The 24,449-nt window shown below is 63.4% G+C and carries 27 protein-coding genes; 16 read left to right on the top strand and 11 right to left on the bottom strand.

Translation table 11 applies throughout. The features are described from left to right. Nucleotides 1-4 precede the first annotated feature (4 nt). Nucleotides 5-1,045 carry an RluA family pseudouridine synthase gene (locus AC56QX_RS09100; RefSeq protein WP_497115358.1) on the top strand — a complete coding sequence of 347 codons (1,041 nt, stop codon included), beginning with the start codon at nucleotides 5-7 and terminating at the stop codon, nucleotides 1,043-1,045. A gap of 212 nt (nucleotides 1,046-1,257) precedes the next feature. Then, complete coding sequence (gene rpoH / locus AC56QX_RS09095) at nucleotides 1,258-2,169, top strand: RNA polymerase sigma factor RpoH (RefSeq protein WP_027041896.1); 912 nt, start codon at nucleotides 1,258-1,260, stop codon at nucleotides 2,167-2,169. A 71-nt stretch (nucleotides 2,170-2,240) separates the two neighbouring features. On the opposite strand, the gene AC56QX_RS09090 is transcribed toward rpoH, so the two are convergent. From AC56QX_RS09090 to AC56QX_RS09075, 4 genes are all read right to left on the bottom strand, one after another. Beyond that, nucleotides 2,241-3,089, bottom strand: coding sequence for an MBL fold metallo-hydrolase (locus tag AC56QX_RS09090; protein ID WP_497117718.1), 849 nt, complete (start codon nucleotides 3,087-3,089; stop codon nucleotides 2,241-2,243). 166 nt (nucleotides 3,090-3,255) lie between these two features. After that, nucleotides 3,256-3,915: a peroxiredoxin gene (locus AC56QX_RS09085; protein ID WP_497115357.1), complete on the bottom strand. Its 660-nt coding sequence runs from the start codon at nucleotides 3,913-3,915 to the stop codon at nucleotides 3,256-3,258. Nucleotides 3,916-4,078: 163 nt separating this feature from the next. Beyond that, entirely contained in the window at nucleotides 4,079-4,441 is a 363-nt protein-coding gene (locus tag AC56QX_RS09080) for a cell division protein ZapA (protein WP_027041899.1), read from the bottom strand. A 10-nt stretch (nucleotides 4,442-4,451) separates the two neighbouring features. After that, nucleotides 4,452-4,724 carry a DUF4164 domain-containing protein gene (locus AC56QX_RS09075; protein ID WP_006200774.1) on the bottom strand — a complete coding sequence of 91 codons (273 nt, stop codon included), beginning with the start codon at nucleotides 4,722-4,724 and terminating at the stop codon, nucleotides 4,452-4,454. A gap of 262 nt (nucleotides 4,725-4,986) precedes the next feature. Between AC56QX_RS09075 and tkt the strand changes: the two genes are divergently transcribed. The 7 genes from tkt to AC56QX_RS09040 all read left to right on the top strand — a co-directional run bounded on the left by tkt (nucleotide 4,987) and on the right by AC56QX_RS09040 (nucleotide 14,450). After that, on the top strand, nucleotides 4,987-6,978 hold the full coding sequence (gene tkt, locus AC56QX_RS09070) for a transketolase (protein ID WP_497115354.1): 1,992 nt from the start codon (nucleotides 4,987-4,989) through the stop codon (nucleotides 6,976-6,978). Nucleotides 6,979-7,137: 159 nt separating this feature from the next. Then, nucleotides 7,138-8,148, top strand: a complete 1,011-nt coding sequence (gene gap / locus AC56QX_RS09065; protein WP_497115352.1) for a type I glyceraldehyde-3-phosphate dehydrogenase — start codon at nucleotides 7,138-7,140, stop codon at nucleotides 8,146-8,148. Between the two features lie 196 nt (nucleotides 8,149-8,344). Continuing rightward, nucleotides 8,345-10,234 (top strand): potassium/proton antiporter, encoded by a 1,890-nt coding sequence (locus AC56QX_RS09060; RefSeq protein ID WP_497115350.1) that lies wholly within the window; start codon nucleotides 8,345-8,347, stop codon nucleotides 10,232-10,234. A 155-nt stretch (nucleotides 10,235-10,389) separates the two neighbouring features. Next, nucleotides 10,390-11,586: a phosphoglycerate kinase gene (locus tag AC56QX_RS09055; protein WP_497115348.1), complete on the top strand. Its 1,197-nt coding sequence runs from the start codon at nucleotides 10,390-10,392 to the stop codon at nucleotides 11,584-11,586. A gap of 127 nt (nucleotides 11,587-11,713) precedes the next feature. Next, complete coding sequence (locus AC56QX_RS09050; RefSeq protein WP_497115346.1) at nucleotides 11,714-12,739, top strand: class I fructose-bisphosphate aldolase; 1,026 nt, start codon at nucleotides 11,714-11,716, stop codon at nucleotides 12,737-12,739. A 168-nt stretch (nucleotides 12,740-12,907) separates the two neighbouring features. Next, nucleotides 12,908-13,648, top strand: a complete 741-nt coding sequence (locus AC56QX_RS09045; protein ID WP_497115344.1) for a DUF899 domain-containing protein — start codon at nucleotides 12,908-12,910, stop codon at nucleotides 13,646-13,648. A 61-nt stretch (nucleotides 13,649-13,709) separates the two neighbouring features. Continuing rightward, nucleotides 13,710-14,450: an SGNH/GDSL hydrolase family protein gene (locus tag AC56QX_RS09040; RefSeq protein WP_497115342.1), complete on the top strand. Its 741-nt coding sequence runs from the start codon at nucleotides 13,710-13,712 to the stop codon at nucleotides 14,448-14,450. Between the two features lie 3 nt (nucleotides 14,451-14,453). Here AC56QX_RS09040 and AC56QX_RS09035 read toward each other — a convergent pair whose 3' ends face one another. Beyond that, nucleotides 14,454-14,615 carry a hypothetical protein gene (locus AC56QX_RS09035; protein ID WP_080512074.1) on the bottom strand — a complete coding sequence of 54 codons (162 nt, stop codon included), beginning with the start codon at nucleotides 14,613-14,615 and terminating at the stop codon, nucleotides 14,454-14,456. A gap of 111 nt (nucleotides 14,616-14,726) precedes the next feature. Beyond that, nucleotides 14,727-15,680, bottom strand: a complete 954-nt coding sequence (locus AC56QX_RS09030) for a ring-cleaving dioxygenase (RefSeq protein WP_497115340.1) — start codon at nucleotides 15,678-15,680, stop codon at nucleotides 14,727-14,729. Between the two features lie 309 nt (nucleotides 15,681-15,989). Between AC56QX_RS09030 and AC56QX_RS09025 the strand changes: the two genes are divergently transcribed. From AC56QX_RS09025 to AC56QX_RS09010, 4 genes are all read left to right on the top strand, one after another. After that, the gene (locus AC56QX_RS09025) at nucleotides 15,990-16,157 is read left to right on the top strand and encodes a hypothetical protein (protein WP_081850348.1); all 168 of its coding nucleotides are present in this window, start codon (nucleotides 15,990-15,992) and stop codon (nucleotides 16,155-16,157) included. A gap of 143 nt (nucleotides 16,158-16,300) precedes the next feature. Continuing rightward, the gene (locus AC56QX_RS09020) at nucleotides 16,301-16,891 is read left to right on the top strand and encodes a DJ-1/PfpI family protein (RefSeq protein ID WP_497115338.1); all 591 of its coding nucleotides are present in this window, start codon (nucleotides 16,301-16,303) and stop codon (nucleotides 16,889-16,891) included. Nucleotides 16,892-16,957: 66 nt separating this feature from the next. Continuing rightward, nucleotides 16,958-17,365: a hypothetical protein gene (locus AC56QX_RS09015; protein WP_497115336.1), complete on the top strand. Its 408-nt coding sequence runs from the start codon at nucleotides 16,958-16,960 to the stop codon at nucleotides 17,363-17,365. Nucleotides 17,366-17,437: 72 nt separating this feature from the next. Next, nucleotides 17,438-18,157, top strand: coding sequence for a helix-turn-helix transcriptional regulator (locus AC56QX_RS09010; RefSeq protein ID WP_027041910.1), 720 nt, complete (start codon nucleotides 17,438-17,440; stop codon nucleotides 18,155-18,157). Between the two features lie 62 nt (nucleotides 18,158-18,219). Here AC56QX_RS09010 and AC56QX_RS09005 read toward each other — a convergent pair whose 3' ends face one another. The 4 genes from AC56QX_RS09005 to AC56QX_RS08990 all read right to left on the bottom strand — a co-directional run bounded on the left by AC56QX_RS09005 (nucleotide 18,220) and on the right by AC56QX_RS08990 (nucleotide 21,985). Then, nucleotides 18,220-18,915 carry a DUF1013 domain-containing protein gene (locus AC56QX_RS09005; protein WP_497115334.1) on the bottom strand — a complete coding sequence of 232 codons (696 nt, stop codon included), beginning with the start codon at nucleotides 18,913-18,915 and terminating at the stop codon, nucleotides 18,220-18,222. A 183-nt stretch (nucleotides 18,916-19,098) separates the two neighbouring features. Next, nucleotides 19,099-20,181: a helix-turn-helix transcriptional regulator gene (locus AC56QX_RS09000; RefSeq protein WP_497117717.1), complete on the bottom strand. Its 1,083-nt coding sequence runs from the start codon at nucleotides 20,179-20,181 to the stop codon at nucleotides 19,099-19,101. A gap of 358 nt (nucleotides 20,182-20,539) precedes the next feature. Next, nucleotides 20,540-20,680 carry a DUF1127 domain-containing protein gene (locus AC56QX_RS08995; RefSeq protein ID WP_081850349.1) on the bottom strand — a complete coding sequence of 47 codons (141 nt, stop codon included), beginning with the start codon at nucleotides 20,678-20,680 and terminating at the stop codon, nucleotides 20,540-20,542. Between the two features lie 294 nt (nucleotides 20,681-20,974). Continuing rightward, nucleotides 20,975-21,985, bottom strand: a complete 1,011-nt coding sequence (locus tag AC56QX_RS08990) for an NAD(P)H-quinone oxidoreductase (RefSeq protein ID WP_497115332.1) — start codon at nucleotides 21,983-21,985, stop codon at nucleotides 20,975-20,977. A 121-nt stretch (nucleotides 21,986-22,106) separates the two neighbouring features. Between AC56QX_RS08990 and AC56QX_RS08985 the strand changes: the two genes are divergently transcribed. From AC56QX_RS08985 to AC56QX_RS08975, 3 genes are all read left to right on the top strand, one after another. Next, nucleotides 22,107-22,301, top strand: a complete 195-nt coding sequence (locus tag AC56QX_RS08985; RefSeq protein WP_497115330.1) for a DUF1192 domain-containing protein — start codon at nucleotides 22,107-22,109, stop codon at nucleotides 22,299-22,301. Between the two features lie 89 nt (nucleotides 22,302-22,390). Next, a complete protein-coding gene (locus tag AC56QX_RS08980; protein ID WP_497115328.1) occupies nucleotides 22,391-23,638 on the top strand; it encodes an MFS transporter in 1,248 nt (415 codons plus the stop codon). 31 nt (nucleotides 23,639-23,669) lie between these two features. After that, nucleotides 23,670-23,933, top strand: a complete 264-nt coding sequence (locus tag AC56QX_RS08975; RefSeq protein ID WP_027041916.1) for an ArsR/SmtB family transcription factor — start codon at nucleotides 23,670-23,672, stop codon at nucleotides 23,931-23,933. 36 nt (nucleotides 23,934-23,969) lie between these two features. Here the strand turns inward: AC56QX_RS08975 and AC56QX_RS08970 are convergent, their stop codons facing one another. Next, entirely contained in the window at nucleotides 23,970-24,434 is a 465-nt protein-coding gene (locus AC56QX_RS08970; protein ID WP_497115326.1) for an SRPBCC family protein, read from the bottom strand. Nucleotides 24,435-24,449: the final 15 nt, after the last annotated feature.

The raw sequence follows: 24,449 nt of genomic DNA, 5'->3' as shown, positions 1-24,449 counted from the left end.
TTCGATGAGCGCTCATAGCGAAGAGGACCCTGAATTGATAGAGGCGGCACCAACTGTGCTTGTGGCAGGCCCGGACGCGGCCGGACAGCGCCTCGACCAATGGCTGGCGGCGAGCCTCGGCCCCGACATGTCGCGCAGCCGCGTGCAGATGCTGATCCGGCAGGGCGCGGTTTCCATCAACGGCAAGCCGGTCGACGAAACCAAACGCAAGATGACCGCAGGCGAAAGCGTGTCGGTCGTGATGCCGGAACCGGAGCCGGCCTCGCCGCAGGGCGAGGCCATCGCGCTCGATGTGCTCTATGAAGACGACACCCTGATCGTCATCAACAAGCCGGCGGGGCTTGTCGTGCATCCCGGCGCCGGCAACTGGACCGGCACGCTCGTCAACGCGCTGATCCATCACTGTGGCGACAGCCTGTCCGGCATCGGCGGAGTGCGCCGGCCGGGCATCGTGCACCGCTTGGACAAGGAGACCAGCGGCGTCATGGTGGTGGCCAAGACTGACCGTGCCCATAAGGCGTTGTCCGAAGCCTTCGCCGATCACGGCCGGACGGGTGATCTCGAACGCGCCTATCTGGCGCTGGTCTGGGGCATACCGCAGCGGCCGACCGGAACGGTCGCCGCGCCGCTTGGCCGTGCCGCCGACCGGGTGCGCCGTGCCGTGGTGCCGGAAGGCCGCGACGACGCCCGCCATGCCATCACCCATTTTGCCGTGCAGGAGCGCTTTGGCGAACAGCAACAGGAGTTCGCCACCGCAAGCCTGGTCGAATGCCGGCTGGAAACCGGCCGCACCCACCAGATCCGTGTCCACATGGCCCATATTGGCCATCCGGTCATCGGCGACCCCGACTACGGCCAGGCTTTCCGCACCAAGGCCAACCGGCTGCCGGAACCGCTGAAAAGTCAGGTCAAGGCGTTTTCCCGGCAAGCTTTGCATGCATGGCTCCTTGCATTTCGCCATCCGGATACCCATTTAGCGATGAGGTTCGAGGCGCCGATACCGGGGGACATGGAGGAACTCGTCGGCGGTTTTCGCAATCTCTGAACCTGCCACCGTCAAGCTCGAAACCAGCCATCAAAAACCTGACTGACATTGTTCACTTTAGCGTGACACACTGTTTCGTGTTGAACAAATGCCTGTCTTTTCTGGTTTTGTTCCTGTATAAGATCTGATGTCGCGGGCGAGCCCTTATGGTGCTCGCGTCACATGCCCGCCGCGTTTCGGGGGCATCACTCCAATAGAGAGGGGGCGCTATCATGGCCCAGTCACTACCCAGTATTGTTTCCGGCGAAGGCGGCCTCAGCCGCTACCTGGAAGAAATCCGCCGCTTTCCCATGCTTCAGCCGCAGGAAGAGTACATGCTCGCCAAGCGTTATGCCGAGCATGAAGACACCAGCGCTGCGCACAAGCTCGTCACCAGCCATTTGCGGCTCGTCGCCAAGATCGCCATGGGCTATCGCGGCTACGGCCTGCCGATCGGCGAAGTGATCTCGGAAGGCAATGTCGGTCTCATGCAGGCCGTGAAGAAATTCGAACCCGAGCGTGGCTTCCGCCTCGCGACCTACGCCATGTGGTGGATCAAGGCCTCGATCCAGGAGTACATCCTGCGCTCGTGGAGCCTGGTCAAGATGGGCACCACCGCCAACCAGAAGCGCCTGTTCTTCAATCTGCGCAAGGTGAAGGGCAAGATCCAGGCACTGGACGACGGCGATTTGAAGCCCGATCAGATCACCGAGATCGCCACCAGGCTGAATGTGTCCGAGGCCGAAGTGGTGTCGATGAACCGCCGCCTGTCGGGCGACGCGTCGCTTAACGCCCCAATCAGGGCAAGCGAGGGCGAGTCCGGCGAATGGCAGGACTGGCTGGTCGATGACCACGAAAGCCAGGAAGACATGCTGATCGAGCAGGACGAGCTGGAAAACCGGCGCGGCATGCTGTCAGGCGCTCTTGCCGTGCTCAACGAGCGCGAGCGGCGCATCTTCGAGGCCCGTCGCCTCGCCGAGGAGCCGCTGACGCTGGAAGAGCTGTCGGCCGAGTTCGACATCAGCCGCGAGCGCGTGCGCCAGATCGAGGTGCGTGCTTTCGAAAAGGTGCAGGATGCCGTCAAGGCCGCTGCCAAGCGCCAGACCCAGGCGCTGCGCACCATCGAGGCACAGCCGGCGGCTTAAAAGCCGGCTTCGGCCAGGAAATATCAAGGCGGCGTCAGGAAACTGTCGCCGCCTTTTTCGTACAACTTGCCTCAAAGCCCATCCAGCGGAAACTTCAGATAGCGCCTTCCATTGGCTTCCGGTTCCGGCAGCCGGCCGCCATTCATGTTGACCTGGAGCGCATGCAGGATTAGGCGCGGCATCGGCAATGTCTTGTCGCGCGCTTCGCGTAGCGCCACGAACTCAGCCTCGCTGTGGGCGGCAACGAGATGGATGTTGGTCGCCTTCTGCACGGCCACCGTGCTTTCCCACAAGGCCTCGCGGCCACCGGCCTGATAGTCATGGCCGACGAAGATTCGCGTCTCATCGGGCAACGCCAGTATGTCCTGGATCGAGCGCCACAGCCGCGCGGCGCTGCCGCCGGGAAAATCCGCGCGTGCCGTGCCGCTGTCGGGCATGAACAGCGTATCGTGAATGAAAGCGGCGTCGCCGACCACATAGGTGATCGAGGCCAGCGTGTGGCCGGGTGAGAACAGCACCTTGACTGGAAGGCTGCCGATCGCAAACGTCTCGCCTTCCCGGAACAGCCGGTCCCACTGCGAGCCGTCGGCGGGAAAATCCGGCCAGTTGTAGATCACCTTCCACAGCTTCTGGACGTCGACAACCCTGTCGCCGATCGCCGTCGGCGCCCCGGTCTTCTGTTTCAGATAGTGCGCGGCCGAGAAATGGTCGGCATGCGGGTGGGTGTCGAGGATCCACTTGAGCTCCAGCCCGTTTTCCCCTACGAAATCGAGCAAGGCATCGGCGCTCTTCGTACCCGTCGCGCCGGATCTCTCATCGAAGTCGAGGATCGGATCGATGATGGCACACCGCTTCGTCGCCGGATCGGTGACGACATATTGGATGGCCCCGGTGGGCTTGTCGTAAAACCCCCTGACCATTGGCCCGGCCAAAGTTACGTCCACTTCCGGCTCCCTCAACCCGCCGGCAGGAACGATTTTCTCCACCGGAACCCAACAAGAGCATGGTCGTCCACCCTTGCGGACCAGTCAAGCATGACTGGGCTCGCAAGGGCGGAAACGGCAAAAAACCGTTCCGGCGCCTGTCTCAGGCAGAGGGCTGCTTGGTCTTCCTGAGATAGGGCAGGATGGTTTCGTAGGCGCCGAAGCGCTTGATCGCATCCTCGTTGGAAACGGCGGCGGTGATGATGACGTCCTCGCCCTGCTTCCAGTTGGCCGGCGTCGCCACCTGATGCTTGGCGGTGAGCTGCATGGAATCGACCGCGCGCAAGATCTCGTCGAAGTTGCGGCCCGTGGTCATCGGGTAGGTCAGCACCAGCTTGATCTTCTTGTCGGGCCCGATGACGTAGACCGAGCGCACGGTGGCGTTGTCGGCGGGCGTGCGGCCTTCCGAGGTCTCGCCGGCACCCGCGGGCAGCATGTCGTAAAGCTTGGCGACCTTGAGATCCTTGTCGCCGATCAGCGGATAGTGCACCGTTTGGCCGGTCGCCGTCTTGATGTCGGCCTGCCATTTGTCGTGGCTCGCAACCGGATCGACGGAGATGCCGATGATCTTGACGTTGCGCTTCTTGAACTCGCCCTCCAGCCCCGCCATCGTGCCGAGCTCGGTCGTGCAGACCGGTGTGAAATTCTTCGGGTGGCTGAACAGGATCGCCCAGCCGTCGCCGATCCAGTCGTGAAAATTGATCGCGCCTTGGGTGGTCTCGGCCGTGAAGTCCGGCGCTATGTCGTTGATACGAAGGCTCATGGTCCCTACCCCTGTGAATGCCGCCGGTTGGCGGTCTCCGACCCTTTTACCACTCCCGCGGCGACCTTCAAACACTGAGGTCGCCGGCAGCGATACGGGCCGCGAAAAATCTTCGCAATTTGTTGGAGAATGCAGAAATTTCGCTGCGGACGCTGAAAGAGTTCTAGGATTTCACCGCCAGCGTCGACGTCAAATCTTCCATGCGCTGCGCCAGCGCGCCGAGCGCGTTGGTCAGCACGCTGTCGCTCTTGTCAGCCTTGGTCAGCGCCTCGTCGCGCGTCTTGCGCAAGGTCAGCACTTCGCTTTCCATGCCCTTGACGCGTTTCTGCAGTTCCGAAAGCTCGTCCATCACCATGATGCCGGCCATGACCGTCAGCCGCTGGTCACCGATCTCGCCGAAGGAATCTTTCAGATGCGAGACATAGCGGTCGAAGCGTTCGGCGAGGTCGATCAGATGCTCTTCCTGACCTTCGTCGCAGGCCATCCGATACTGTTTGCCGTCGATTGAAACCGTGACCTGTGCCATGGGCCAGCTCCTATCTGTCCAACACGGCGCGGATGGTTTCCATGGCGGTCACCAGCCGTCGCGAGACTTCCTTGTTGGCGTCTTCCAGCCGTTCGGCGCGCGCTTCGGAATTGTCGAGTTCCTGCGCCAGCCGCGAGCGGTCGGCATTCATCCGCTGCACTTCGGCCTCGGCTTCCGAGTAGTCGCGCTCATGCTCAAGCTTGGCCGCGACGGCATTTTCCAGCCCCTCGATGGCCTTGCCCAGCCTGGCGATGACTTCCTTGAGTGTGGTTTCCCCGGTCATGGCCTTCGTCCTGTGCCCTGCCCATCACCGAATCGTTCGCGTTCAGAACGCCTTATCCCGGAAACATTAGGCACCGGGTGAAGGCAACGTCAACAAAGCTCTCGCGACTGTCCCCCGCTAACGCTAATGTAGACCCGCCGCCGGCATCACAAGACCGGCAAATGTGCACCCGATTTGTTGACTAAAAGCCCGCGCCTGCTATGTGTCGCGCACCCTTTTCAAGGGCTCTCCCAAGCCCCAAACCCCCATATCTGGAGGAACCATGACGTCGCGTGAACAACATGACCGGATGGCCAATGCGATCCGCTTTCTCTCCATGGATGCCGTTGAGAAGGCCCAGTCCGGCCATCCCGGCCTGCCCATGGGTTGCGCCGACATCGCCACGGTGCTGTTCACCCGCTTCCTGAAATATGATCCCAAGGCCCCGCACTGGCCCGACCGCGACCGCTTCATCCTGTCGGCCGGCCATGGCTCGATGCTGCTCTATTCGCTTCTGCATCTGACCGGCTACGAGGACATGACCCTCGACCAGATCAAGCACTTCCGCCAGTTGGGCTCGAAGACGGCAGGCCATCCCGAATACGGCCATGCCACGGGCATCGAGACGACGACCGGCCCGCTCGGCCAGGGCCTCGCCAATTCGGTCGGCTTCGCGCTCGGCGAGCGCATCATGAACGCCGCCTTCGGCAACGACCTCGTCGACCACTACACCTATGTGCTGGCCGGCGACGGCTGCCTGATGGAAGGCGTGTCCCAGGAAGCCATCGCGCTTGCCGGGCATCTGAAACTCAACAAGCTGATCGTCTTCTGGGACAACAACAACATCTCGATCGACGGTCCGGTTTCGCTCGCCGACAACACCGACCAGGTCGCCCGCTTCCAGGCCTCCGGCTGGAATGCCAGCCATATCGACGGCACCGATCCGGAAGCTATCGCCTATGCGATCGAAGCCGCTCGCCATTCCGACAAGCCGACGATGATCGCCTGCAAGACCACCATTGGTTTCGGCGCCCCGACCAAGGCCGGCACCAACAAGGCGCACGGTTCGCCGCTCGGCGCCGACGAGATCGCTGGCGCGCGCAAGTTCTTCAACTGGGAGTCGCCGCCCTTCGAGATCCCAGCCGACATCCTCGATGCCCGGCGCACCGCCGGCAAGGCCGGCGCCAAGCCGCGCACCGACTGGGAGGGCCGCCTCGCCAAGGCCGAGCCGAAACTGAAGGCCGAGTTCGAGCGCCGCCTCGCCGGCAAGCTGCCGTCCAACTTCGACGCCGTCATTGACGACTACAAGAAGAAGCTCTCGGTCGACAAGCCGAAGGTCGCCACCCGCAAATCGTCGGAAATGGCGCTGGAAGTCATCAACGGCGCCGTGCCGGAAACCATCGGCGGCTCCGCCGACCTGACCGGCTCCAACAACACCAAGACCAGCCAGACCAAGAACATCACGCCGGACGATTACGGCCAGCGCTATGTCCACTACGGCATCCGCGAGCATGGCATGGCTGCGGCCATCAATGGTCTCACGCTGCATGGCGGCCTCATCGCCTATGGCGGCACCTTCATGTGCTTCTCCGACTATGCCCGCCCGTCGATGCGGCTTTCCTCGCTGATGGGCATCCGCTCGATTTTCGTCATGACCCATGATTCCATCGGTCTGGGCGAAGACGGCCCGACCCACCAGCCGGTCGAGCATCTTGCGGCACTGCGCGCCATCCCGAACCACAACGTCTTCCGTCCGGCAGACGCCGTGGAAACCGCCGAATGCTGGCAGATCGCGCTCGAATCCGAGAAGACGCCGTCGACGCTCGCGCTGACCCGCCAGAACCTGCCGACGGTGCGCACCGAGCACTCGGCCAAGAACCTGAGCAGCCAGGGCGCCTACGAACTGGCTGCGGCCAGCGGCGAGGCGGCGGTGACGATCTTCGCCACCGGCTCCGAGGTCGAGATCGCGCTTGGCGCCCGCGACTTGCTCGAGAAGCACGGCCACCCGACCCGCGTCGTCTCGGTGCCTTGCTTCGAACTGTTCGACAAGCAGAGCGACGCCTACCGCAAGAAGACCATCGGCAATGCGCCGATCAAGATGGCGATCGAGGCCGGCATTCGCCAGGGCTGGGATCATCTCATCGGCTCGGACGGCATCTTCGTCGGCATGACCGGCTTCGGCGCCTCGGGCACGATCGAACAGCTCTACCCGCATTTCGGCATCACTGCCGAGGCGGCGGCCAAGGCGGCGGAAGTCCGCCTGCACGGCAAATAACGGATTGAGGCGCCCGTCCCACGAAACCGCATGCGGCGATTTCGTGGGCTGGCCCAACCTAATCGATTTAAATCCATGCCTTGGATGGCTGGATTCTTCGACCGTCCACCGCTATGAAGCTGCGGACCAAATTGCCTTCCAGCTCCCAGGGAGAGAAAAATGACCGTCAGAGTTGCCATCAACGGATTCGGCCGCATCGGCCGCAACATCCTGCGCGCCATCCATGAGTCCGGCCGCAAGGACATCGACGTCGTCGCCGTCAACGATCTCGGCCCGGTCGAGACCAATGCCCACCTGCTGCGCTACGATAGCGTGCACGGCCGCTTCCCTCACGAGGTGAGCGTCGATGGCGACCAGATCACCGTCGGCAAGGAAAAGTTCAAGGTCACCGCGATCAAGGACCCGACGCAGCTGCCGTGGAAGGAACTCGGCGTTGACATCGCGCTCGAATGCACCGGCATCTTCACCGCCCGCGACAAGGCCGCAGCCCACCTGACCGCCGGAGCCAAGCGCGTGCTGGTCTCGGCACCTGCCGACGGTGCTGACCTGACCGTCGTCTACGGCATCAACCATGACAAGCTGACCAAGGACCACATCGTCATCTCGAACGCGTCCTGCACCACCAACTGCCTGGCGCCGCTGGCCGCCGTGCTGCACGAGACGGTCGGCATCGAAAAGGGCATGATGACGACGATCCACTCCTACACGGGCGACCAGCCGACGCTGGACACCATGCACAAGGATCTCTACCGCGCTCGCGCTGCGGCCCTTTCGCAGATTCCGACCTCGACCGGCGCCGCCAAGGCGATCGGCCTCGTGCTCCCCGACCTCAAGGGCAAGCTCGACGGCATCTCGATCCGCGTGCCGACCCCGAACGTCTCGGTCGTCGACTTCAAGTTCATCGCCAAGCGCCCGACCACCGTGCAGGAAATCAACGAAGCGGTCATCGCAGCCTCCAACGGCAAGCTTAAGGGCATCCTCGGCGTCACCCATCACCCGAACGTCTCGATCGATTTCAACCATGATCCGCGTTCGTCGATCATGGCACTCGACCAGACCAAGGTCATGGACGGCAACTTCGTTTCGGTGCTGTCCTGGTACGACAATGAATGGGGCTTCTCCAACCGCATGAGCGATACCGCGGTCGCCTTCGGCAAGACCATCGCCTGATCGAAGACTCTACCTTCTCGAGACTTGAAACGCCCGGCTTCGTCCGGGCGTTTTTCATTTGCCGGAGCAGCAACGCTTGGCCGTCCGAAATCGCCGGCATAGTGCAAAAAACCACCCTTGCGCCTTGCACTGGCCATGCCTTCGCCCCACTCTCCCGTAAATCGATAGAAAGAGGAATTCGAGGGGCAAATCACGGATGGAGCATGCGATCTATCTCGTCACGCTGGTCGGCACGGCGCTCGTTGTCGCCGCCGCGTTTTCGAGCCTGATCGCCTTCCGCTTCGGCGCCCCTCTCCTGCTTCTGTTTCTCTGTATCGGGCTGGCCACCGGAACCGACGGCCTCGGCATCGAATTCGACAACGCCCGCATCGCCTATTTTGTCGGCTCACTGGCGTTGGCCGTCATCTTGTTCGATTCCGGCTTCGGCACGCCGCTCAACGCGCTGCGGCAAGCGGCGGGGCCGGCGCTGTCGCTGGCAACCTTCGGCGTCCTTATCACCACCGGCCTGTTCGGCGCCGCCGCCCACTACCTGCTCGACCTGACCTGGCTGGAATCCTTCCTGCTCGGCGCCGCCGTTGCTTCGACCGACGCGGCGGCGGTGTTCTTCCTGCTGCGCGCCGGCGAAATCAATCTGCGCGAGCGCGTGCGCTCTACGCTCGAGGTGGAATCCGGCACCAACGACCCGATCGCCATTTTCCTGACCATCACCCTGGTCGAGGTGATCGCCGCCCACGCCAACCCCGAAACCAATGTCCTGGTCACCAACCTGATCCTCGGCTTCCTCATCAATATGGGCGTCGGCGCCATTGTCGGCGTGCTCGGTGGCCTCGCCATCGTGCGTCTTGTCGACCGGCTCAATCTCGACCACGGCCTGTTGCCGATCTTCGTGCTGACCCTGTCGCTGATGGTCTTTGCCGCTGCCGGCGCCATTGGCGGCTCGGGCTTCCTGGCGGTCTATATCGCCGGTCTCATTGCCGGCAATTCCGACATCCGGGCGGTCACCATCCTGAAGCGCTTCCAGGACGGCATGTCGTGGCTGGCGCAGATCATCATGTTCCTGATCCTTGGCCTGTTCGCGACACCGTCGCAGTTCCCGGCGATCATGGTGCCGGCGATTGCGCTTGGCCTGTTCCTGATGTTCATCGCGCGGCCGATCGCGGTCTGGCTCTGTCTGATCCCGTTCCGCCTGCCGCGCCCCGAGGTCGCCTTCGTCTCCTGGGTCGGCCTGCGCGGCGCCGTCTCGATCCTGCTCGCCATCACCCCGCTGCTCGGCGGGCTGGAGAATGGCCGTGTCATCTTCAATACCGCCTTCATCATCGTCCTGGTGTCGCTGGTCATCCAGGGCTGGACCGTCGGCCCACTGGCGCGTCGCCTCGGCCTCATCGTGCCGGCGCGGCTGGGACCGCTGGACAAGGTCGAGCTTGAACTGCCCGGCTCCGCCCACCATGAACTTCTCGCCTATCGCGTGGCGCATGGCAGCCCGGTGGCGCGCGGCGAGCGCATTCCGCGCTGGGCGCGGCCCTCGCTGGTGCTGCGCGACGGCCGTTCGATGCGCTTCCAGGACATGGGGCGGCTGGCGGCCGGCGACCAGGTCTACATCTTCGTGCCGGACCGCTATCCGCGCCTGCTCGACAAGCTGTTCGCCAGCCGCGCCGTCGTCGATCCGGAAGATGCAGATTTCTTCGGTGCCTTCGCGGTCGACCCGGCCCGCTCCGCCGCCGAGTTGGAGGCAGCCTACGCGCCGGGCCTGACCGAGGCGGAGCAAAAGCAGACCGTCGGCGCTCTGGTCACGGCGCGGCTCGGCGGCCATGCCGAATATGCCGATCGCGTTCTGATCGGCCAGATCGAGCTGATCGTCAGGGATGTTGACGACAAGGGCAGGATCACGGGCCTCGGCCTTTCTTTCGAACCGACCGCGCCGGTGGCGCGGGTGCCGGTGTTCCTGAGCGCCGGCGAGATGGGCGACCGCCTCAGCGCCTTCATCCGCAACTGGCGCAAGCCAACCGAGTCGCAGGTGCAAGCGGCTCAGACGGATCAGAAACCGGCTCCGGAGCCAGTGGTGGAAAAGGCAACGACCGAGAGCTGACAATCGCGATCGTTTGCCGCGCCCCATCCGCATGGGGCGATCTTCACGCACTATGTCTCCGCGAGCCTCAAAATTTCGCACAGCACCGCGGCCAAAGCCTTGCATCGTCGTTGGCGCGGGGTATGGTCCCGGCGATTTTCGCGAAAGGAATCCGCATGGCCGCCTTCAAGACACTGGACGATATCGGCAACATCAGCGGCAAGCGCGTGCTGGTGCGCGTCGACCTCAACGTTCCCGTCGCCGACGGCAAGGTCACCGACGCCACCCGCATCGAGCGTATCGCGCCTACTATCGCCGAATTGTCCGGCAAAGGCGCCAAGGTCATCCTGCTCGCCCATTTCGGCCGGCCCAAGGATGGTCCCTCGCCCGAATTCTCGCTCGAGCCGATTGCCAGGGCCACAGCCGAGGTGCTCGGCCGTCCCGTCGGCTTTGCCGCCGATTGCGTCGGCGACACGGCGGGCAGTGCGGTCGCGGCCATGAACAAGGGCGACGTGTTGCTCTTGGAAAACACCCGCTTCTACAAGGCCGAGGAGAAGAACGACCCGGCCTTCACCGAACGGCTCGCCGCCAATGGCGACATCTTCGTCAACGATGCCTTTTCAGCCGCGCACCGGGCCCACTCCTCAACGGAAGGGTTGGCGCGTCTGTTGCCTTCCTTCGCCGGTCGCACCATGCAGGCAGAACTCGAAGCGCTGGAGAAGGGCCTGGGCAAGCCGGTCCGTCCTGTCGTCGCCATCGTCGGCGGCGCCAAGGTCTCGACCAAGATCGACCTGCTGATGAACCTGGTGAAGAAGGTCGACGCGCTCGTCATCGGCGGCGGCATGGCCAACACCTTCCTTGCCGCGCGCGGCACCGATGTCGGCAAGTCGCTGTGCGAGCATGACCTTGCCCCCACCGCCAAGCAGATCATGATCGAGGCGGCCGAGGCCGGTTGCGCCATCATCCTGCCGGTCGACGGCGTCGTCGCCAAAGAATTCAAGGCCGGTGCTGCCTGCGAGACCGTCGCCATCTCCGACGTGCCGGCCGACGGCATGATCCTCGATGTCGGCGCCAAGACCGTGACCACGATCGGCGAATGGATCGACCGCGCCGCGACGCTGGTCTGGAACGGCCCGCTCGGCGCCTTCGAGATCGAGCCCTTCGATCACGCCACGGTGGCGGCGGCAAAACACGCCGCCGCGCGCACCAAGGCCGGTAAGCTGGTTTCCGTTGCCGGTGGCGGCGATACGGTGGCGGCGCTCAACCACGCCGGGGTCGCCGACGACTTCACCTATGTCTCGACCGCCGGCGGCGCCTTCCTGGAATGGATGGAAGGCAAGCCGCTGCCCGGCGTCGACGTGCTGAAGAAGTAGGCTCCGGCGGGATCGACGGCGCTGCGGACGGCGCCCGAAACTTTCAATCGATTCGAGCTTTCCGATGCCATTCCTTTGGCGGTAGACTTCCGTTAAGCGCGGAACGAACCCCTCCAGGAGAAGCATGATGAGCGAACGTCTCGAAGACATTGCCGCCGCGATCGTGGCCAACGGTAAGGGCCTGCTGGCCGCCGACGAAAGTTCCGGCACGATCAAGAAGCGCTTCGACGTGATCGGCGTCGAATCGACCGCCGACAGCCGCCGCGACTATCGTGAGATGATGTTCCGCGCCAAGGACGCGATGACCAAGTATATTTCCGGCGTCATCCTCTATGACGAGACCATCCGTCAGAAGGCCGCCGACGGCACGCCGCTGGTCGACATCATCAAGGCATCCGGCGCCATCCCAGGCATCAAGGTCGATGCCGGCGCCAAGCCTCTGGCCGGCTTTCCCGGCGACACCGTGACCGAGGGCCTCGACGGCCTGCGCGAGCGCCTCGCCGACTATTACAAGCTCGGCGCCCGCTTCGCCAAATGGCGCGCGGTGATCGACATCGATACCGGCAAGGGCGTGCCCTCCGTCAATTCGATCAACGCGAACACCCATGCGCTCGCCCGCTATGCCGCCCTTTGCCAGGAGGCCGGCATCGTGCCGATCGTCGAACCGGAAGTGCTGATGGACGGGGCCCACGATATCGACACCTGCTACGAGGTTTCCAAGGCGACGCTGATAAAGCTTTATGATGAACTCCATGCGGCCGGCGTCGTGCTCGAAGGCACGATCCTGAAGCCCAACATGGTCCTGTCGGGCAAGAAGTCGGGCACCGTGGACAGCCCCGAGGAAGTCGCCGAGAAGACGATAAAACTGTTCCGCGAGACGGTGCCGGCGGCGGTGCCGGGCATCGCTTTCCTTTCCGGCGGACAGGAGGACGAGGAGGCGACCGCCAACCTCAACGCCATCAACGCCATCGGCCCGCACCCATGGAAGCTGACCTTCTCCTATGGCCGTGCGCTGCAGGCCGCCCCGCAAAAGGCATGGAGCGGCAAGGCGTCGAACGTCGCCGCCGGCCAGGCCGCCTTCACCCATCGCGCTCACATGAATTATCTGGCCGCGCTCGGAAAGTGGAAGGCGAGCCTCGAACAGGCCGCCTGAAGACAATTCTTTCGTCTTCTTCGAACCCGGGCCAATGCGCCCGGGTTTTTGTTGCCTGCGGATTTGGGGGAAGGCCCCCTCATTCCCATTTCCTCTGGGCGTTGCCGGCAGCGATGTCGGTTTGCGCCCATCCCGAACGTCCTTGGGGTGAGAGACAGGGAGAAGTTCATGCATCGCAACAAGGTCGTTTCACGCGAAGACTGGTTCCAGGCGCACAAGGCACATCTGGCGCGCGAGAAGGAACTGACACGGCTACGCGAACGCATCGCGGCCGAGCGGCGCGAACTGCCCTGGCTGAAAATACGCAAGGACTATGTCTTCGAGACCGGGCAAGGGCCAAAGAACCTGGCCGGACTGTTCGGTGCCAACAGCCAGTTGATCGTCTACCACTTCATGTTTGGGCCGGGCTGCACGCATCATTGCGAGGGCTGCTCCTTCCTTGCCGACCATATTGACGGCGCCAACCGGCATCTCGGGCATCACGACGTATCGCTGGTCGTGATCTCGCGCGCGCCGCTGGCGGAACTTCTGCCCTATAAGCAACGCATGGGCTGGAAATTCGACTGGGTGTCGTCCTATGCCTCGGATTTCAACTTCGACATGCAGGTCTCCTTTACCGACAGGCAGATCGCCGCCGGCGACACCACCTACAATTTCGAAACCCGTCCGCGGACGTCGAAGGAGCTGCCCGGCACCAGCGTTTTCTACAAGGACGAGAACGGCGACATCTTCCTGACCTTCATGTCGCGCGCCCGCGGCGGCGAGGCGCAGATCGGCGCCTATGATTATCTCGACATGACGCCGAAGGGCCGCAACGAAAATGGCCCCTATCATGGCCTGATGGACTGGGTGCGGCTGCACGACGAATATCAGGACAAGCCGACCGGTAAGGCGGACTGCTGCGACTGAAGGCGTTCACCTCGGCCCAAACATGCGCTAAGCCTGCCGCAGATCATTCCACGGTACCGCCATGCGCTTCCCGGCTCTTCTCACCTGGCTCGCCTTCCCCGTCTATGTCTGGCAGGGGCTCGGCGTGCGCCGCCGCACCTCGCGCATGCTGCCGGCGCAAGGGCCGGTCATGCACGAGATATCAGGCGAGCCGCCTGATATCTCGCTGCTGGTGCTGGGCGATTCCTCCGCCGCCTCGGTCGGCATCGGCAACTCGGAGAACGGGCTTGCCGCGCAACTCGCCATGCTGATCTCGCAGCGTACCGGCCGCGCCGTGCGCTGGCGCGCCGCCGGCTTCAATTCGGCGACGTCGGGCCAAATCCGCGACCATGTCCTGCCCAATCTGTCGGCCGATCCATGGACGCATATCGTGCTTGCCATCGGCACCAACGACGCGAAGAATTTTCATTCCGTGCCGCGCTTCAAGAAGGAATTCGGTGGCCTGCTCTACGCGCTGCGCGCCAAATGGCCGGAGGCGCGGGTGGTGTGGTCGCCGGTGCTGGAGTTTACGCGCGCACCGGCCATGCCGCCGCTGCTTGGCAAGATCCTCGAGATCCGCGCCGCTGCAATGAACCGGATGGGTGAACGGCTCTGCCTGGAGCGCGGCGCGGTGCCGGCGCCACGCCTGCCGATCACCAACCCCGAACAGGGTTTCGCCTCGGACGGCTTTCACGCCTCGGAAGCCGGCTACCGCGCCTGGGCGGAACACCTCGTCGGTCTGGTGCTCGCCAGCTCAACGCCGGGTCCGCTGTTGTCGGTGTGAGCGTTAGGTCAAATGCCCGAGCACGGCCGCCAGCGAGATCGCCGCCATCGCCAGCAGCGCCAGCTTCCAGAAATCGCCGCGGCGCTTGAGCCCGGGCCAGCCGATCGGTTTGATCAGCTGGATGACCATGAAGCCGACTATGACAAGGGCGAGGAGTTTCGTCATGCCGCCTTTGACCAGCAACGCGGCCGGCTGTCAAAACTTGCGTCGTTTGGTCTCTGAGAAGAACGGGCGCCTGGTTCCTGAACCGGCACGTGGCGCCCGCTGGGGGCCGTTCTACTTTAACGGCTTCAGGCCGGCCTCGATCGAGGCGCGCTTCGGTTCGAGGAAAGGCGGCAGGGCAAGGCTTTCGCCCAGCGTCTCCAGCGGCTCGTCGGCGGTGAACCCCGGCCCGTCGGTGGCGATCTCGAACAGGATGCCGTTCGGCTCGCGGAAATAGAGCGAGCGGAAGTAATAGCGCTCGACCTCGCCGCTTGACGGCAGCCGAAATTCGGCCAGGCGGGCGGTCCACATGTGCAACGTCTCCTGATCCGGCGCCCTGAAGGCGACATGGTGAACCGCACCGGCACCTTGCCTTGCGGGCGCCAGCCCGGGCTGCACGGCAACATGAAGCTCGGCTGCCGGCCCACCCGCACCCATTTCGAAGACGTGGACCTGGCCCTCGCCATCCGGTGAGGCATAGTCGCGGACCTTGCGCATGTTCATCACCCGGGTCAGCACCGCCTCGGTGGTGGTGATGTCGGGAACGCTGATGACGATCGGCCCGAGCCCGCGGATCTGGTGCTCGGCCGGCACTGGGCTTTGCACCCAGGGGTGGCTGCCGCCCTTGCCGCCATCGCTGACCAGCCGCAGGCGCTGACCTTCGGGATCTTCGAAATCCAGCGACGGCAGGCCACCGATGTCGGCAATCTCTTCTGTCACGATGTTTTCACCGGCGAGGTGCTGCTTCCACCAGGCAAGGCTTTCCGGGCTGCCGACCCTGAGGCTGGTCCGCGCGATGCTGTTTGTGCCGCGCCGCTCGCGGCCAACCGGCCAGTCGAAGAAGGTAAGGTCGGTGCCCGGCGTCGCTTCGCCGTCGGCATAGAACAGATGGTAGGCCGATGTGTCGTCCTGGTTCACCGTCTTCTTGACCAGCCGCAAGCCCAGAATCTTCGTGTAGAAATGAAGATTACCCGGCGCATTGGCGGTGATGGCAGTCAGGTGGTGGATTCCTGTCAGTTGCAGGCTCATGGTCGTCTCCCTGGTTTTGGGGAAGAATTTTCTCCTTTCATATCAGAACTGCGAGCACCTAACTAAAGACCGCCTGCCCTGACAGTCCGTCGCCATGCGGTGAACAATTTCGTCTTCACTGTCATCCGATTGGTGAACAATCGGCGCCTGCAGGCTTGCTGGAGCAAGGCACGACGGCGGCGGAAAACAATGCTCTCCCCCAGCGGACGCATCGAACGAAACTATCGTCGAGCGCCTGACATCCTCCTGACAGACTGCTGTCAGGAGCGGTGTGCGATAGTGTCTCCATCAAGAGAGAGGAGACTGGTCATGAACGGTTACACCATTCTGCGCGGCATGCAGCACTATGTCGGTAAGGTTCGCACCATGCGCAACGAAATCCGCACGCAGCGCTTCATGAATTCACTTCCCGCGGACATCCGCAAGGACATCGGCTGGCCCGATATGTATTCGGAACGTCGCTCCCGCGGCAATTGAGGCGAATTTTTCGACGTCGATATTGGACATGGACGCGCCAATGCCCAGATATCAATGCATGTCGCCCAAAAGTTGCCCCCGGTTTTGGGGGCACGACATGCATGAAAACAAAGCTGCGGCGCGCCGGGGGATGGAGCGAGCTTATGCCCGATCAGAAGACAATCGGCTTCCTTTTCATCGAAGGTTTTGCCGACTGGGAATACGGCTTGCTGGCGGCCTCGGCGGTTGAATGGTTTGGCGCCCGCGCCGTTTCGCTGACACCCCAGGGCAAGCCGGTGACCGGAATCAGCGGTTTTCGGCTGACGCCCGATCGTTCGGTCGATGTTGATGAGAATGCCGATCTCGATGCTGTCGCCGTCATCGGCTCCGATCAGTGGGCGGGTAAGGCGCCGCCGGATGTCGCCGAACTGCTCAACGCCGTCGCAACGCGCGGCGGCGTGGTTGGCGGTATCTGCGCTGGCACGCTGGCGCTGGCCCGGGGCGGCATATTCGAAGAAGCCAAGCATACCAGCAATGGCCGTGACTGGATCAACGGCCATGAAGCCGGCTATGCTGGCGACAGCAACTATCAGGACGTGCCGCATGCCGTCGCCGACGGCAAGATCGTGTCCGCGCCGGGTTCGGCGCCTGGCACCTTTGCCCTTGCCTTTTTGAAGACGCTCTATCCCGAAAGAGGCAGCGATCTCGCGCAGATGCGGACGCTGTTTGCCAAGGAATATGCTGAAGCCTCCTGACAGTATGCTGTCAGGAGGGGCGTGCGATGGTTGGATAATGCGCATGGCCGGCCGAGAGGACGATCGATGAAAAGCTGGAACGACAGGCTGAACACGCCTGGCATCAACGGCGTGAAACCGACGCCGCGCACGATGGGAGATGTCATCGAGGGCCAGCCGATGCTGGTGCCGACGGCTCGCCAGGTCGACGATTTCATCCGCTCGATTCCGCAAGGCGTCGAGATGGATATCCGTGCGTTGCGCACCGCCCTTGCCATCGAACACGGCGCCGAAGTGACATGTCCGGTCACTATCGGCTATCATCTGCGCACGGTTGCCGAAGCCGCCAAGGAAGACCTTGAGCGCGGCATGACGCTGAGTGACGTCGCGCCCTTCTGGCGCGTGCTCGATGCGAAGACGCCGACAACGAAGAAACTGTCCTTTGGCGCGGAGTTCGTTGCCGCCCAGCGCAAGCGCGAGGGACTGAAGCCGTAATGCATGTCATCTGGAAGTGGGCCTGGTTCCGGGACCACGGCATGCATAGAGAAAAAACTGGGGAAGCAAACGATGCGCCGCGCCGACAGGCTCTTTCAGATCGTGCAGCATCTGCGGGGTGGCCGTCTGGTCACCGCACAGAAGCTCGGCACGTGGCTCGAGGTTTCCGAGCGAACGATCTATCGCGACATAGCCGACCTGCAGTCGACCGGAGTGCCGATCGACGGCGAGGCCGGCGTCGGCTACATGATGAGGGAGGGCTTCGACCTTCCGCCGCTGATGTTCACGCGTGACGAGATCGTGGCGCTGGTTGCCGGCGCGCGCATGGTGCGCGCCTTTGGTGGCGCCGCCATGGCACGCGCCGCCGACGAGGCGCTGGTCAAGATCGGCGCCGTGCTGCCCGATGCCGAAAAGGACCGCATCGCCCGCACCGAGATCCACACGCCGATGTGGGTGGTCAGCGACGCCGCCCGCGAGGCGATCGACCTGATCGAGCGTGCGGTCGAAAAGCGCCAGGTGCTGACCATCGACTACTCAGACGAGGCCGGCCGCGGCACCGCGCGCGACATCAGGCCGCTCGGCTTGTGGTTCTGGGGCAAGGTGTGGACGCTGGTCGCCTGGTGCGAGATGCGCGACGACTTCCGCGCCTTCCGCATCGACCGCATCGCCTCGGTGGTGATCGCCGGCCGCATCTTCAAACCGGAGCGGGGCAAGCAGCTTGCCGATTTCTACCGGGCCGTGGAGCGCAGCGAGGATTACGGCATGGCGCCGGACCGCGTGGCGCGAAGCTGAGTCGGTCAGACGGCACAAAAAAGCCCGCTCGAAGCGGGCTTTTTCTTGAGTTCGCGACAATCTTACTCGTCGTCGTCCGCGTCCGTATTCTTCGACTTCAAGGCCGAGAGCTTGGCGAAAACCGCGTTGGCGTCGAGCTCGGCATCCTCGTCCTTCGGCTTTTCCGGAGCCGGCACCAGCCGCTCGGTCAAGGCCGCCGGCAGCAGCGTGTCGCCAACCGGCTGTGCCTGCTCGCGGCCGCGCGAGGCGCGGTTGACTTCCATGTCGAGGTCGATCTGCGAGGCCAGACCCAGCGTCACCGGGTCCATCGGCTGCAGATTGGCCGAATTCCAGTGCTTGCGTTCGCGGATCTGCTCGATCGTCGACTTGGTGGTCCCGACGAGACGCGAAATCTGCGCGTCCTTGAGTTCGGGATGGTTGCGCACCAGCCACAGGATGGCATTCGGCCGGTCCTGACGCTTCGACAGCGGCGTGTAGCGCGGACCCTTGCGCTTGGATTCCGGCACCCGCACCTTGGGGTCGGAAAGCTTCAGGCGCTGGTTCGGGTCTTTCTCGGCGCGCGCGATCTCGTCGCGGGTCAGCTGACCGGTCATGATCGGGTCCATGCCCTTGATGCCTTGCGCCGACTCGCCGTCGGCGATCGCCTTGACCTCGAGCGGATGCAGCCCGCAGAACTGTGCGATCTGCTCGAAGGAGAGCGCGGTGTTGTCGACCAGCCAGACGGCGGTCGCCTTGGGCATCAGCAGCGTATTGGCCATTTTCAAAAATCCTTCTCGTTCGCCCGCGTTCCCGCGCGGGCGGTGGTTTAGAGCCACCAAAATGGGAAATTCGCGGCCTGTATAACCGTTCCCTGCCTGTTTCGCAACGTTTTTGGAAAGGCGCAGAGGTCCGATACTTTCAGAACCGGCAAGCGCATTCGAATGCCCAGACGGCCGGCGATGTCAGCCAAAGGGGCCGGCGCTTTTGAGCAAGGCGACGAGCTGGCTTTGCTGGCGTGTCCCGGTCTTGGCGAATATTCGCTCCAGATAGGTCCGGGCGGTCTTTTCGGTGATGTTGGAACTGACTGCCGCGGCCTTGAGCGCATGGCCTTGCGACAGCGCCGTGGCGAGGCGCGCTTCCGCCGGTGTCAGATCGAACAATCCGGCAAGCAGCGTTGGCGAAGGCACGAGCGAACTGGCGCTGAGCGCCGTCGTCGCCACCAGAATGTCGGCGCCTGAAAAGATCTCATGCGCCGAACGGCGCAACGGCAGCATGTGCAGAACCATCGGCGGCCGGTTCTCCACACCCTGTACCGGTATGGAGCGAACCGTCGGCTCCAATTCGTTGCGCGCGGCGACGACGGCCTGCTGGAACAGCCGATTGGCTTCGGCGTCGGCAATGGCCATGCCGCCAAAGGCGGTGGGCAGGAACAGGGAGGACAGGCCGTCGAACAATGCGTTGGCGACCATCACCCGCCCTTTCAGCGACAGGACGGCCGCCGGCAGGCCCATCGCCGTCATGGCGGCAACCGTTCCCTCGGCGCGTTCGAGGCCGAGCCGCCCTGCGATCAGGCCGGCGCGCGCCATGGCCGGCCGCAGAGTGTCGAGGACATCCAGGCTCTTTTGGTCATAGTCGCCCTCACCGAGCCGTCGCTGGAAGACGAAAATCGCCAGCTCGCCGCTGGGCATCGGTATCGCGGTGCAGGCATGCGCGCCGATGCCCATGGCGCGAAGCCGTTTGCGTACCGGATCGTTCTCGATCTCTTCTGGTGTCAGGAAAGCCTCGACATCGACGAAGCTCGCCGGCTGCAGCGCGCACATGCGCGAAACCGCTGTCGAAAACTGAAGCGTATCGCTCGCCAGTAACTCGCCTTGCAAATCCTGCAGGAATTCGATCGCCCTGCCGCGCGGGGGCTGGTCGTCACCGAACAGGAACACGGCTCCGCCCACGGAACCGGACACGGAATCGATGTCCTCCAGCACATCAGGCCAGAGATCCGGCACGAAGGCCGTTTCATAAATCCTGTTCGTCAGGTCATCGAACATCGACACGAAGCCTTTCCGGGGGGCAGCATGTTTGCCGGAGCCAAACAATCAGCGCTTCAGGCCGGCTGGTCTTCCCGGACGTCAGCATGCCACGGCAGTCACCGCGGTCAATCTTGGATAAGCAAAATGCCACAGAACGGAACCGTTCGGGCAGCGCCGTTGAACGGGCTTCCTGTCTTGCGCAACCGCACGGGGGAGGCGCGACGCGTTCCTGGATTGTCAGAGCGATTGCCTGGATCCCAAAAAGACAAAACCCGCTGGACAAGGTCCAGCGGGCTCGGAACCGGAAACGGGGAACGTCTGCGACGGCTCTACTTCTCAACATGAGCCCGGCCTTGCGGCCGGGTCGTGCCTGAAATCAGATCGCCTGGCGGGCAATCCGTTCGATGTCGCCGCGGTTGATGCCGAGATCGTTGAGCTGACGGGCGTTGAGCTTGTTCAGTTCGCGCACGGTCTCGTTGTACATGCGCCAGTTACGGAAAGCGCGGATCGGGTTCATGGTAGTCCTCCTGATGGGGTGTTCGTTTCGATGCTGCACAGATAGTGATCATCGATGAGGACTTGAACGGCCGATTTTGCATAGCAATGATGCAAATGGTGCATTGCACCATTAAGCCTCTGTTCATCTTGTAGGCAGTGACGCATCGGCCCAGGACGTGTCGAGTTTCAGGAGAGGCCGAGCCGAGAATGGTGGGGTCCGAGAACCGGAGCGGAGCGTACTCAAAGTACGTGAGCACCGGACGCGCAGGTATCAGCCATCCGCAGGCCGGCCTCACCTGAATATCGGCACGTCCTAGCCGACGTCGAGCACGATCTTGCCGATATGATCGCCCTCCTCCATCCGCTCATGCGCGCGCCAGGCATCCGAGAGCGGGTAAATCATGTCCATGACAGGTGCCACCTTGCGCGTGCCGAGCAGGGGCCAGACCTGCGCCTCCAGCGCCGACGCGATCGCCGCCTTGAATTCGACGGTGCGCGGCCGCAGCGTCGAGCCCGTATGGATCAACCGCTTGACCATGATCTTGGAGAAATCGGCGCTGGCGACGGCGCCGGCCTGCACGGCGATCTGGACGATGCGGCCCTCGACGGCGGCGGCTTCATAGTTGCGCTGGACATAATCGCCGCCGACCATATCGAGGATGACATTGGCGCCCTTGCCATCCGTCGCCTCCTTGACCGCGGTGACGAAATCCTCCTCACGGTAATTGATCGCCCGGTCGGCGCCGAGCTTCAGGCAGGCGTCGCATTTCTCCTTGCTGCCGGCGGTCGTGATCACATAGGCACCGAAGGTGGAAGCCAGTTGGATCGCCGTGGTGCCGATGCCGGACGAGCCGCCATGCACAAGCAGCGTCTCGCCCTTCTTCAGGCCGCCGCGTTCGAAGACATTGTGCCAGACGGTGAAATAGTTTTCCGGCACCGCCGCGGCCTCCGTGTGCGTGAAGCCGGCCGGCAGCGGCAGCACGCTGCCGGTATGGACCTTGACATACTCGGCGTAGCCGCCGCCGGGGGTCAGCGCACAGACCCGGTCGCCAATGCGCCAGCGCGATATCTCGTCACCAAGGGCAGCCACTTCGCCCGATACTTCAAGGCCCGGCAGGTCCGATGCGCCGGGCGGCGGCGGATAGGCGCCCTTGCGCTGCTGCACGTCGGGCCGGTTGACGCCGGCGGCATGCACCTTGATCAGGATCTCACCGGGGCCAGGCTGCGGCACGTCGCGCGTTTCCGGTTTCAGCACCCGTGGGCCACCCGGCTCCGAGATCGCGATCGCCGTCATTCTTGCCGGAATTTTCTGTCCGCTCGCCATGAAGTTTTCCGTCTTTCCTCGCCGCATTCTTACCGGCTGTTTGCATCGACGCCCCTGCCCTATGTATGCTCATTGCCAAATCAGGCAAATGCCAATCTGGTGTGGCGGAGGAGGAGCAACGATGGCGATCTTCGACGACGAACCCAAGAAGAAAGCGCGTCCGCACGAGATCGGGCAGGACCTGTCGCTGCTCTCCGTGGGCGAGCTGTCCGAGCGTATCGGCATCCTGCGCGACGAAATCATCCGGCTGGAAGCGGAGCTCAAGGCCAAGGACAACACCAAATCGGCCGCCGAGGCGTTGTTCCGCCGCGGATAGGCAGACGGCGTAACGGCCCGCCGCTGAAAAGCCGGAATGCGACTGTCTTCAGAGCTTGCGTCCCTCCCAGAGTCCAGCCGGATCAAAAAATGCTCGCATCCTACCGACCGATCCTCTCCCTGCTTCGCGGCACGGCCTTCCTGCTCGCGGCATCGGGTCTGCATGGGCTGCTGTTGCCCCTGCGCGGCCAAGTGGAAGGATTCTCGACCGCATCGCTTGGCCTGATGGGCACCGCCTGGGCCGGTGGCTTCGTCACCGGTTGCTTCTTCGCACCGCGCCTTGTGCGCCGTGCCGGGCATGTACGCGCCTTCGGCGCCTTTGCCGCGTCCGGCGCCATCGTGGCGCTGCTCACCGGGCTGATCATCGATGAATATGTCTGGATCCTGTTGCGCGCCTTCACCGGCTTCACCATGGCCGGCGCCTTCATGGTCATCGAAAGCTGGCTGAACGAGAAAGCCACCAACGAGAACCGCGGCACCGTCTTCGGCCTCTATATGATGGTCACCTATGCCTCGATCATGGGTGGACAGATGATCGTCGCCGGCGGCGACGTGAAATCGGCGTCGCTGTTCATGATCACCGGCATCCTGTTCTGCCTGTCGCTGATCCCAACCGCCGTTTCGACGGCGTCGCACCCCAAGCCGCTGCAGGACGTCAAGCTCGACGTGAAGGGGCTCTATGCCAACTCGCCGGTGTCGGCGGTCGCTTGCCTGTTGGTCGGCATCGCCAACGGCGCTTGGGGAACGCTTGGCGCGGTCTACGGCGCCCGCATCGGCATTTCCACGGCCGAGATCGCGTTGATGATGAGCCTTGTCGTCGTCGCCGGCGCCGCCATGCAGCTTCCGGCCGGGCGTCTGTCCGATAAGACAGACCGGCGTTTCGTGCTGGCCGGTGCCGCCTTCGGCGGGGCGTTGGTAGCGCTGTTGATCTTCCTGTTCGAACCGCGCTCAGCCGTCTTCGTCATCGTCTTGACCGCCGCTTACGGCGCTTTCGCCTACACGCTCTATTCGATCGCCGTGGCGCATGCCAACGACCACGCGCGGTCAGAGGATTTCGTCAAGGTATCGGGCGGCTTGCTGCTGCTTTACGGCTTCGGCACCATGATCGGCCCTTTGCTGGCGGCGGCGCTGATGGGCTGGATGCGCCCGGAGGGCCTGTTCCTGGCGACCGCCTTCGCGCATCTGTCGCTGGCCGGCTACACGCTGCTGCGCATCAGCCGCCGCGCTCCGGTGCCGATCGGCGATCGCGATGCGTTCAAGACACAACCGGCCGACCGCTCCGTGACCCCCGAAGCACTGCGGCTCGACCCAAGAAGAAAAGCAGAAGCAGACAGTTGAGATTCGAAAAACTTTGCCTCACAAATGAGGCATGATGTTTTCCGACGCCTTCATGGCGATCGCCGACCCCAATCGGCGCCACCTTCTGGAAGAACTTCGACGCGGTCCGAAGACCGTCAACGAGTTGGCCGCCGGGTTGCCAGTCTCACGTCCGGCCGTTTCACAGCATCTGAAAGTGTTGCTCGACGCCGGATTGGTCAACGCCAAGGCTGAAGGCACGCGGCGCGTCTATACCGTAAGCAATTCCGGTTTCCTGAAACTCAACATCTGGCTCGATCAATTCTGGGAAGCCTGATCCACACGCGCATTATCATCAACACCGCCACGATGGTCAGGCTTGTACTTTCAGGAAAGCGCCTAGGGCATCGAGCAGTTCACCCGTTCCATGCTCACGCGTGGCCGAGGTGTCGTGGCCGTCGAGGAAGGCGCCCTGTTCGGTCATCACCAGCCGCGTGCCTCCTGCTTCCGCCACAAGCTCGATCGTCGCCAGCGACACAGAGACGCGGGTTTCACCAAACAGCAGCTCATAGCTGTAGACGATGCGCTGGTCCGGCACGATGTCCTGATAGACCGCGTTGAAGAAATGCATCTGCCCGTCGCTCGGGCATCCGGCATTGACCTCCTTGCCACCGACGCGGAAGTCCATTTCATGCCGGCTGGGCATCGGATCGTGGGGATCGACGAACCAGCGCCGCTTGGCATCTGGACTGCTGAACGCGGAAAAGACTTTCGCCGGCGCCACCGGATAGCTCCGCTCGACGACAAAGGTGGAGTGGACGACGGATCGCTCGGTCATGGATTGAGTCCTCGT

This window comes from Mesorhizobium sp. RCAM 06353 (genome assembly GCF_059683585.1).
Note: the sequence above shows the minus strand (reverse complement) of the source record. Positions and strands in the feature narration are given on the sequence as shown.

Bases quoted from the DNA above. Each gene is read 5' to 3' on its own strand.
- AC56QX_RS09100 (WP_497115358.1), top strand. From the start codon at position 5: ATGAGCGCTCATAGCGAAGAGGACCCTGAATTGATAGAGGCGGCACCA.
- rpoH (WP_027041896.1), top strand. From the start codon at position 1,258: ATGGCCCAGTCACTACCCAGTATTGTTTCCGGCGAAGGCGGCCTCAGC.
- AC56QX_RS09090 (WP_497117718.1), bottom strand. From the start codon at position 3,089: ATGGTCAGGGGGTTTTACGACAAGCCCACCGGGGCCATCCAATATGTC.
- AC56QX_RS09085 (WP_497115357.1), bottom strand. From the start codon at position 3,915: ATGAGCCTTCGTATCAACGACATAGCGCCGGACTTCACGGCCGAGACC.
- AC56QX_RS09080 (WP_027041899.1), bottom strand. From the start codon at position 4,441: ATGGCACAGGTCACGGTTTCAATCGACGGCAAACAGTATCGGATGGCC.
- AC56QX_RS09075 (WP_006200774.1), bottom strand. From the start codon at position 4,724: ATGACCGGGGAAACCACACTCAAGGAAGTCATCGCCAGGCTGGGCAAG.
- tkt (WP_497115354.1), top strand. From the start codon at position 4,987: ATGACGTCGCGTGAACAACATGACCGGATGGCCAATGCGATCCGCTTT.
- gap (WP_497115352.1), top strand. From the start codon at position 7,138: ATGACCGTCAGAGTTGCCATCAACGGATTCGGCCGCATCGGCCGCAAC.
- AC56QX_RS09060 (WP_497115350.1), top strand. From the start codon at position 8,345: ATGGAGCATGCGATCTATCTCGTCACGCTGGTCGGCACGGCGCTCGTT.
- AC56QX_RS09055 (WP_497115348.1), top strand. From the start codon at position 10,390: ATGGCCGCCTTCAAGACACTGGACGATATCGGCAACATCAGCGGCAAG.
- AC56QX_RS09050 (WP_497115346.1), top strand. From the start codon at position 11,714: ATGAGCGAACGTCTCGAAGACATTGCCGCCGCGATCGTGGCCAACGGT.
- AC56QX_RS09045 (WP_497115344.1), top strand. From the start codon at position 12,908: ATGCATCGCAACAAGGTCGTTTCACGCGAAGACTGGTTCCAGGCGCAC.
- AC56QX_RS09040 (WP_497115342.1), top strand. From the start codon at position 13,710: ATGCGCTTCCCGGCTCTTCTCACCTGGCTCGCCTTCCCCGTCTATGTC.
- AC56QX_RS09035 (WP_080512074.1), bottom strand. From the start codon at position 14,615: ATGACGAAACTCCTCGCCCTTGTCATAGTCGGCTTCATGGTCATCCAG.
- AC56QX_RS09030 (WP_497115340.1), bottom strand. From the start codon at position 15,680: ATGAGCCTGCAACTGACAGGAATCCACCACCTGACTGCCATCACCGCC.
- AC56QX_RS09025 (WP_081850348.1), top strand. From the start codon at position 15,990: ATGAACGGTTACACCATTCTGCGCGGCATGCAGCACTATGTCGGTAAG.
- AC56QX_RS09020 (WP_497115338.1), top strand. From the start codon at position 16,301: ATGCCCGATCAGAAGACAATCGGCTTCCTTTTCATCGAAGGTTTTGCC.
- AC56QX_RS09015 (WP_497115336.1), top strand. From the start codon at position 16,958: ATGAAAAGCTGGAACGACAGGCTGAACACGCCTGGCATCAACGGCGTG.
- AC56QX_RS09010 (WP_027041910.1), top strand. From the start codon at position 17,438: ATGCGCCGCGCCGACAGGCTCTTTCAGATCGTGCAGCATCTGCGGGGT.
- AC56QX_RS09005 (WP_497115334.1), bottom strand. From the start codon at position 18,915: ATGGCCAATACGCTGCTGATGCCCAAGGCGACCGCCGTCTGGCTGGTC.
- AC56QX_RS09000 (WP_497117717.1), bottom strand. From the start codon at position 20,181: ATGTTCGATGACCTGACGAACAGGATTTATGAAACGGCCTTCGTGCCG.
- AC56QX_RS08995 (WP_081850349.1), bottom strand. From the start codon at position 20,680: ATGAACCCGATCCGCGCTTTCCGTAACTGGCGCATGTACAACGAGACC.
- AC56QX_RS08990 (WP_497115332.1), bottom strand. From the start codon at position 21,985: ATGGCGAGCGGACAGAAAATTCCGGCAAGAATGACGGCGATCGCGATC.
- AC56QX_RS08985 (WP_497115330.1), top strand. From the start codon at position 22,107: ATGGCGATCTTCGACGACGAACCCAAGAAGAAAGCGCGTCCGCACGAG.
- AC56QX_RS08980 (WP_497115328.1), top strand. From the start codon at position 22,391: ATGCTCGCATCCTACCGACCGATCCTCTCCCTGCTTCGCGGCACGGCC.
- AC56QX_RS08975 (WP_027041916.1), top strand. From the start codon at position 23,670: ATGATGTTTTCCGACGCCTTCATGGCGATCGCCGACCCCAATCGGCGC.
- AC56QX_RS08970 (WP_497115326.1), bottom strand. From the start codon at position 24,434: ATGACCGAGCGATCCGTCGTCCACTCCACCTTTGTCGTCGAGCGGAGC.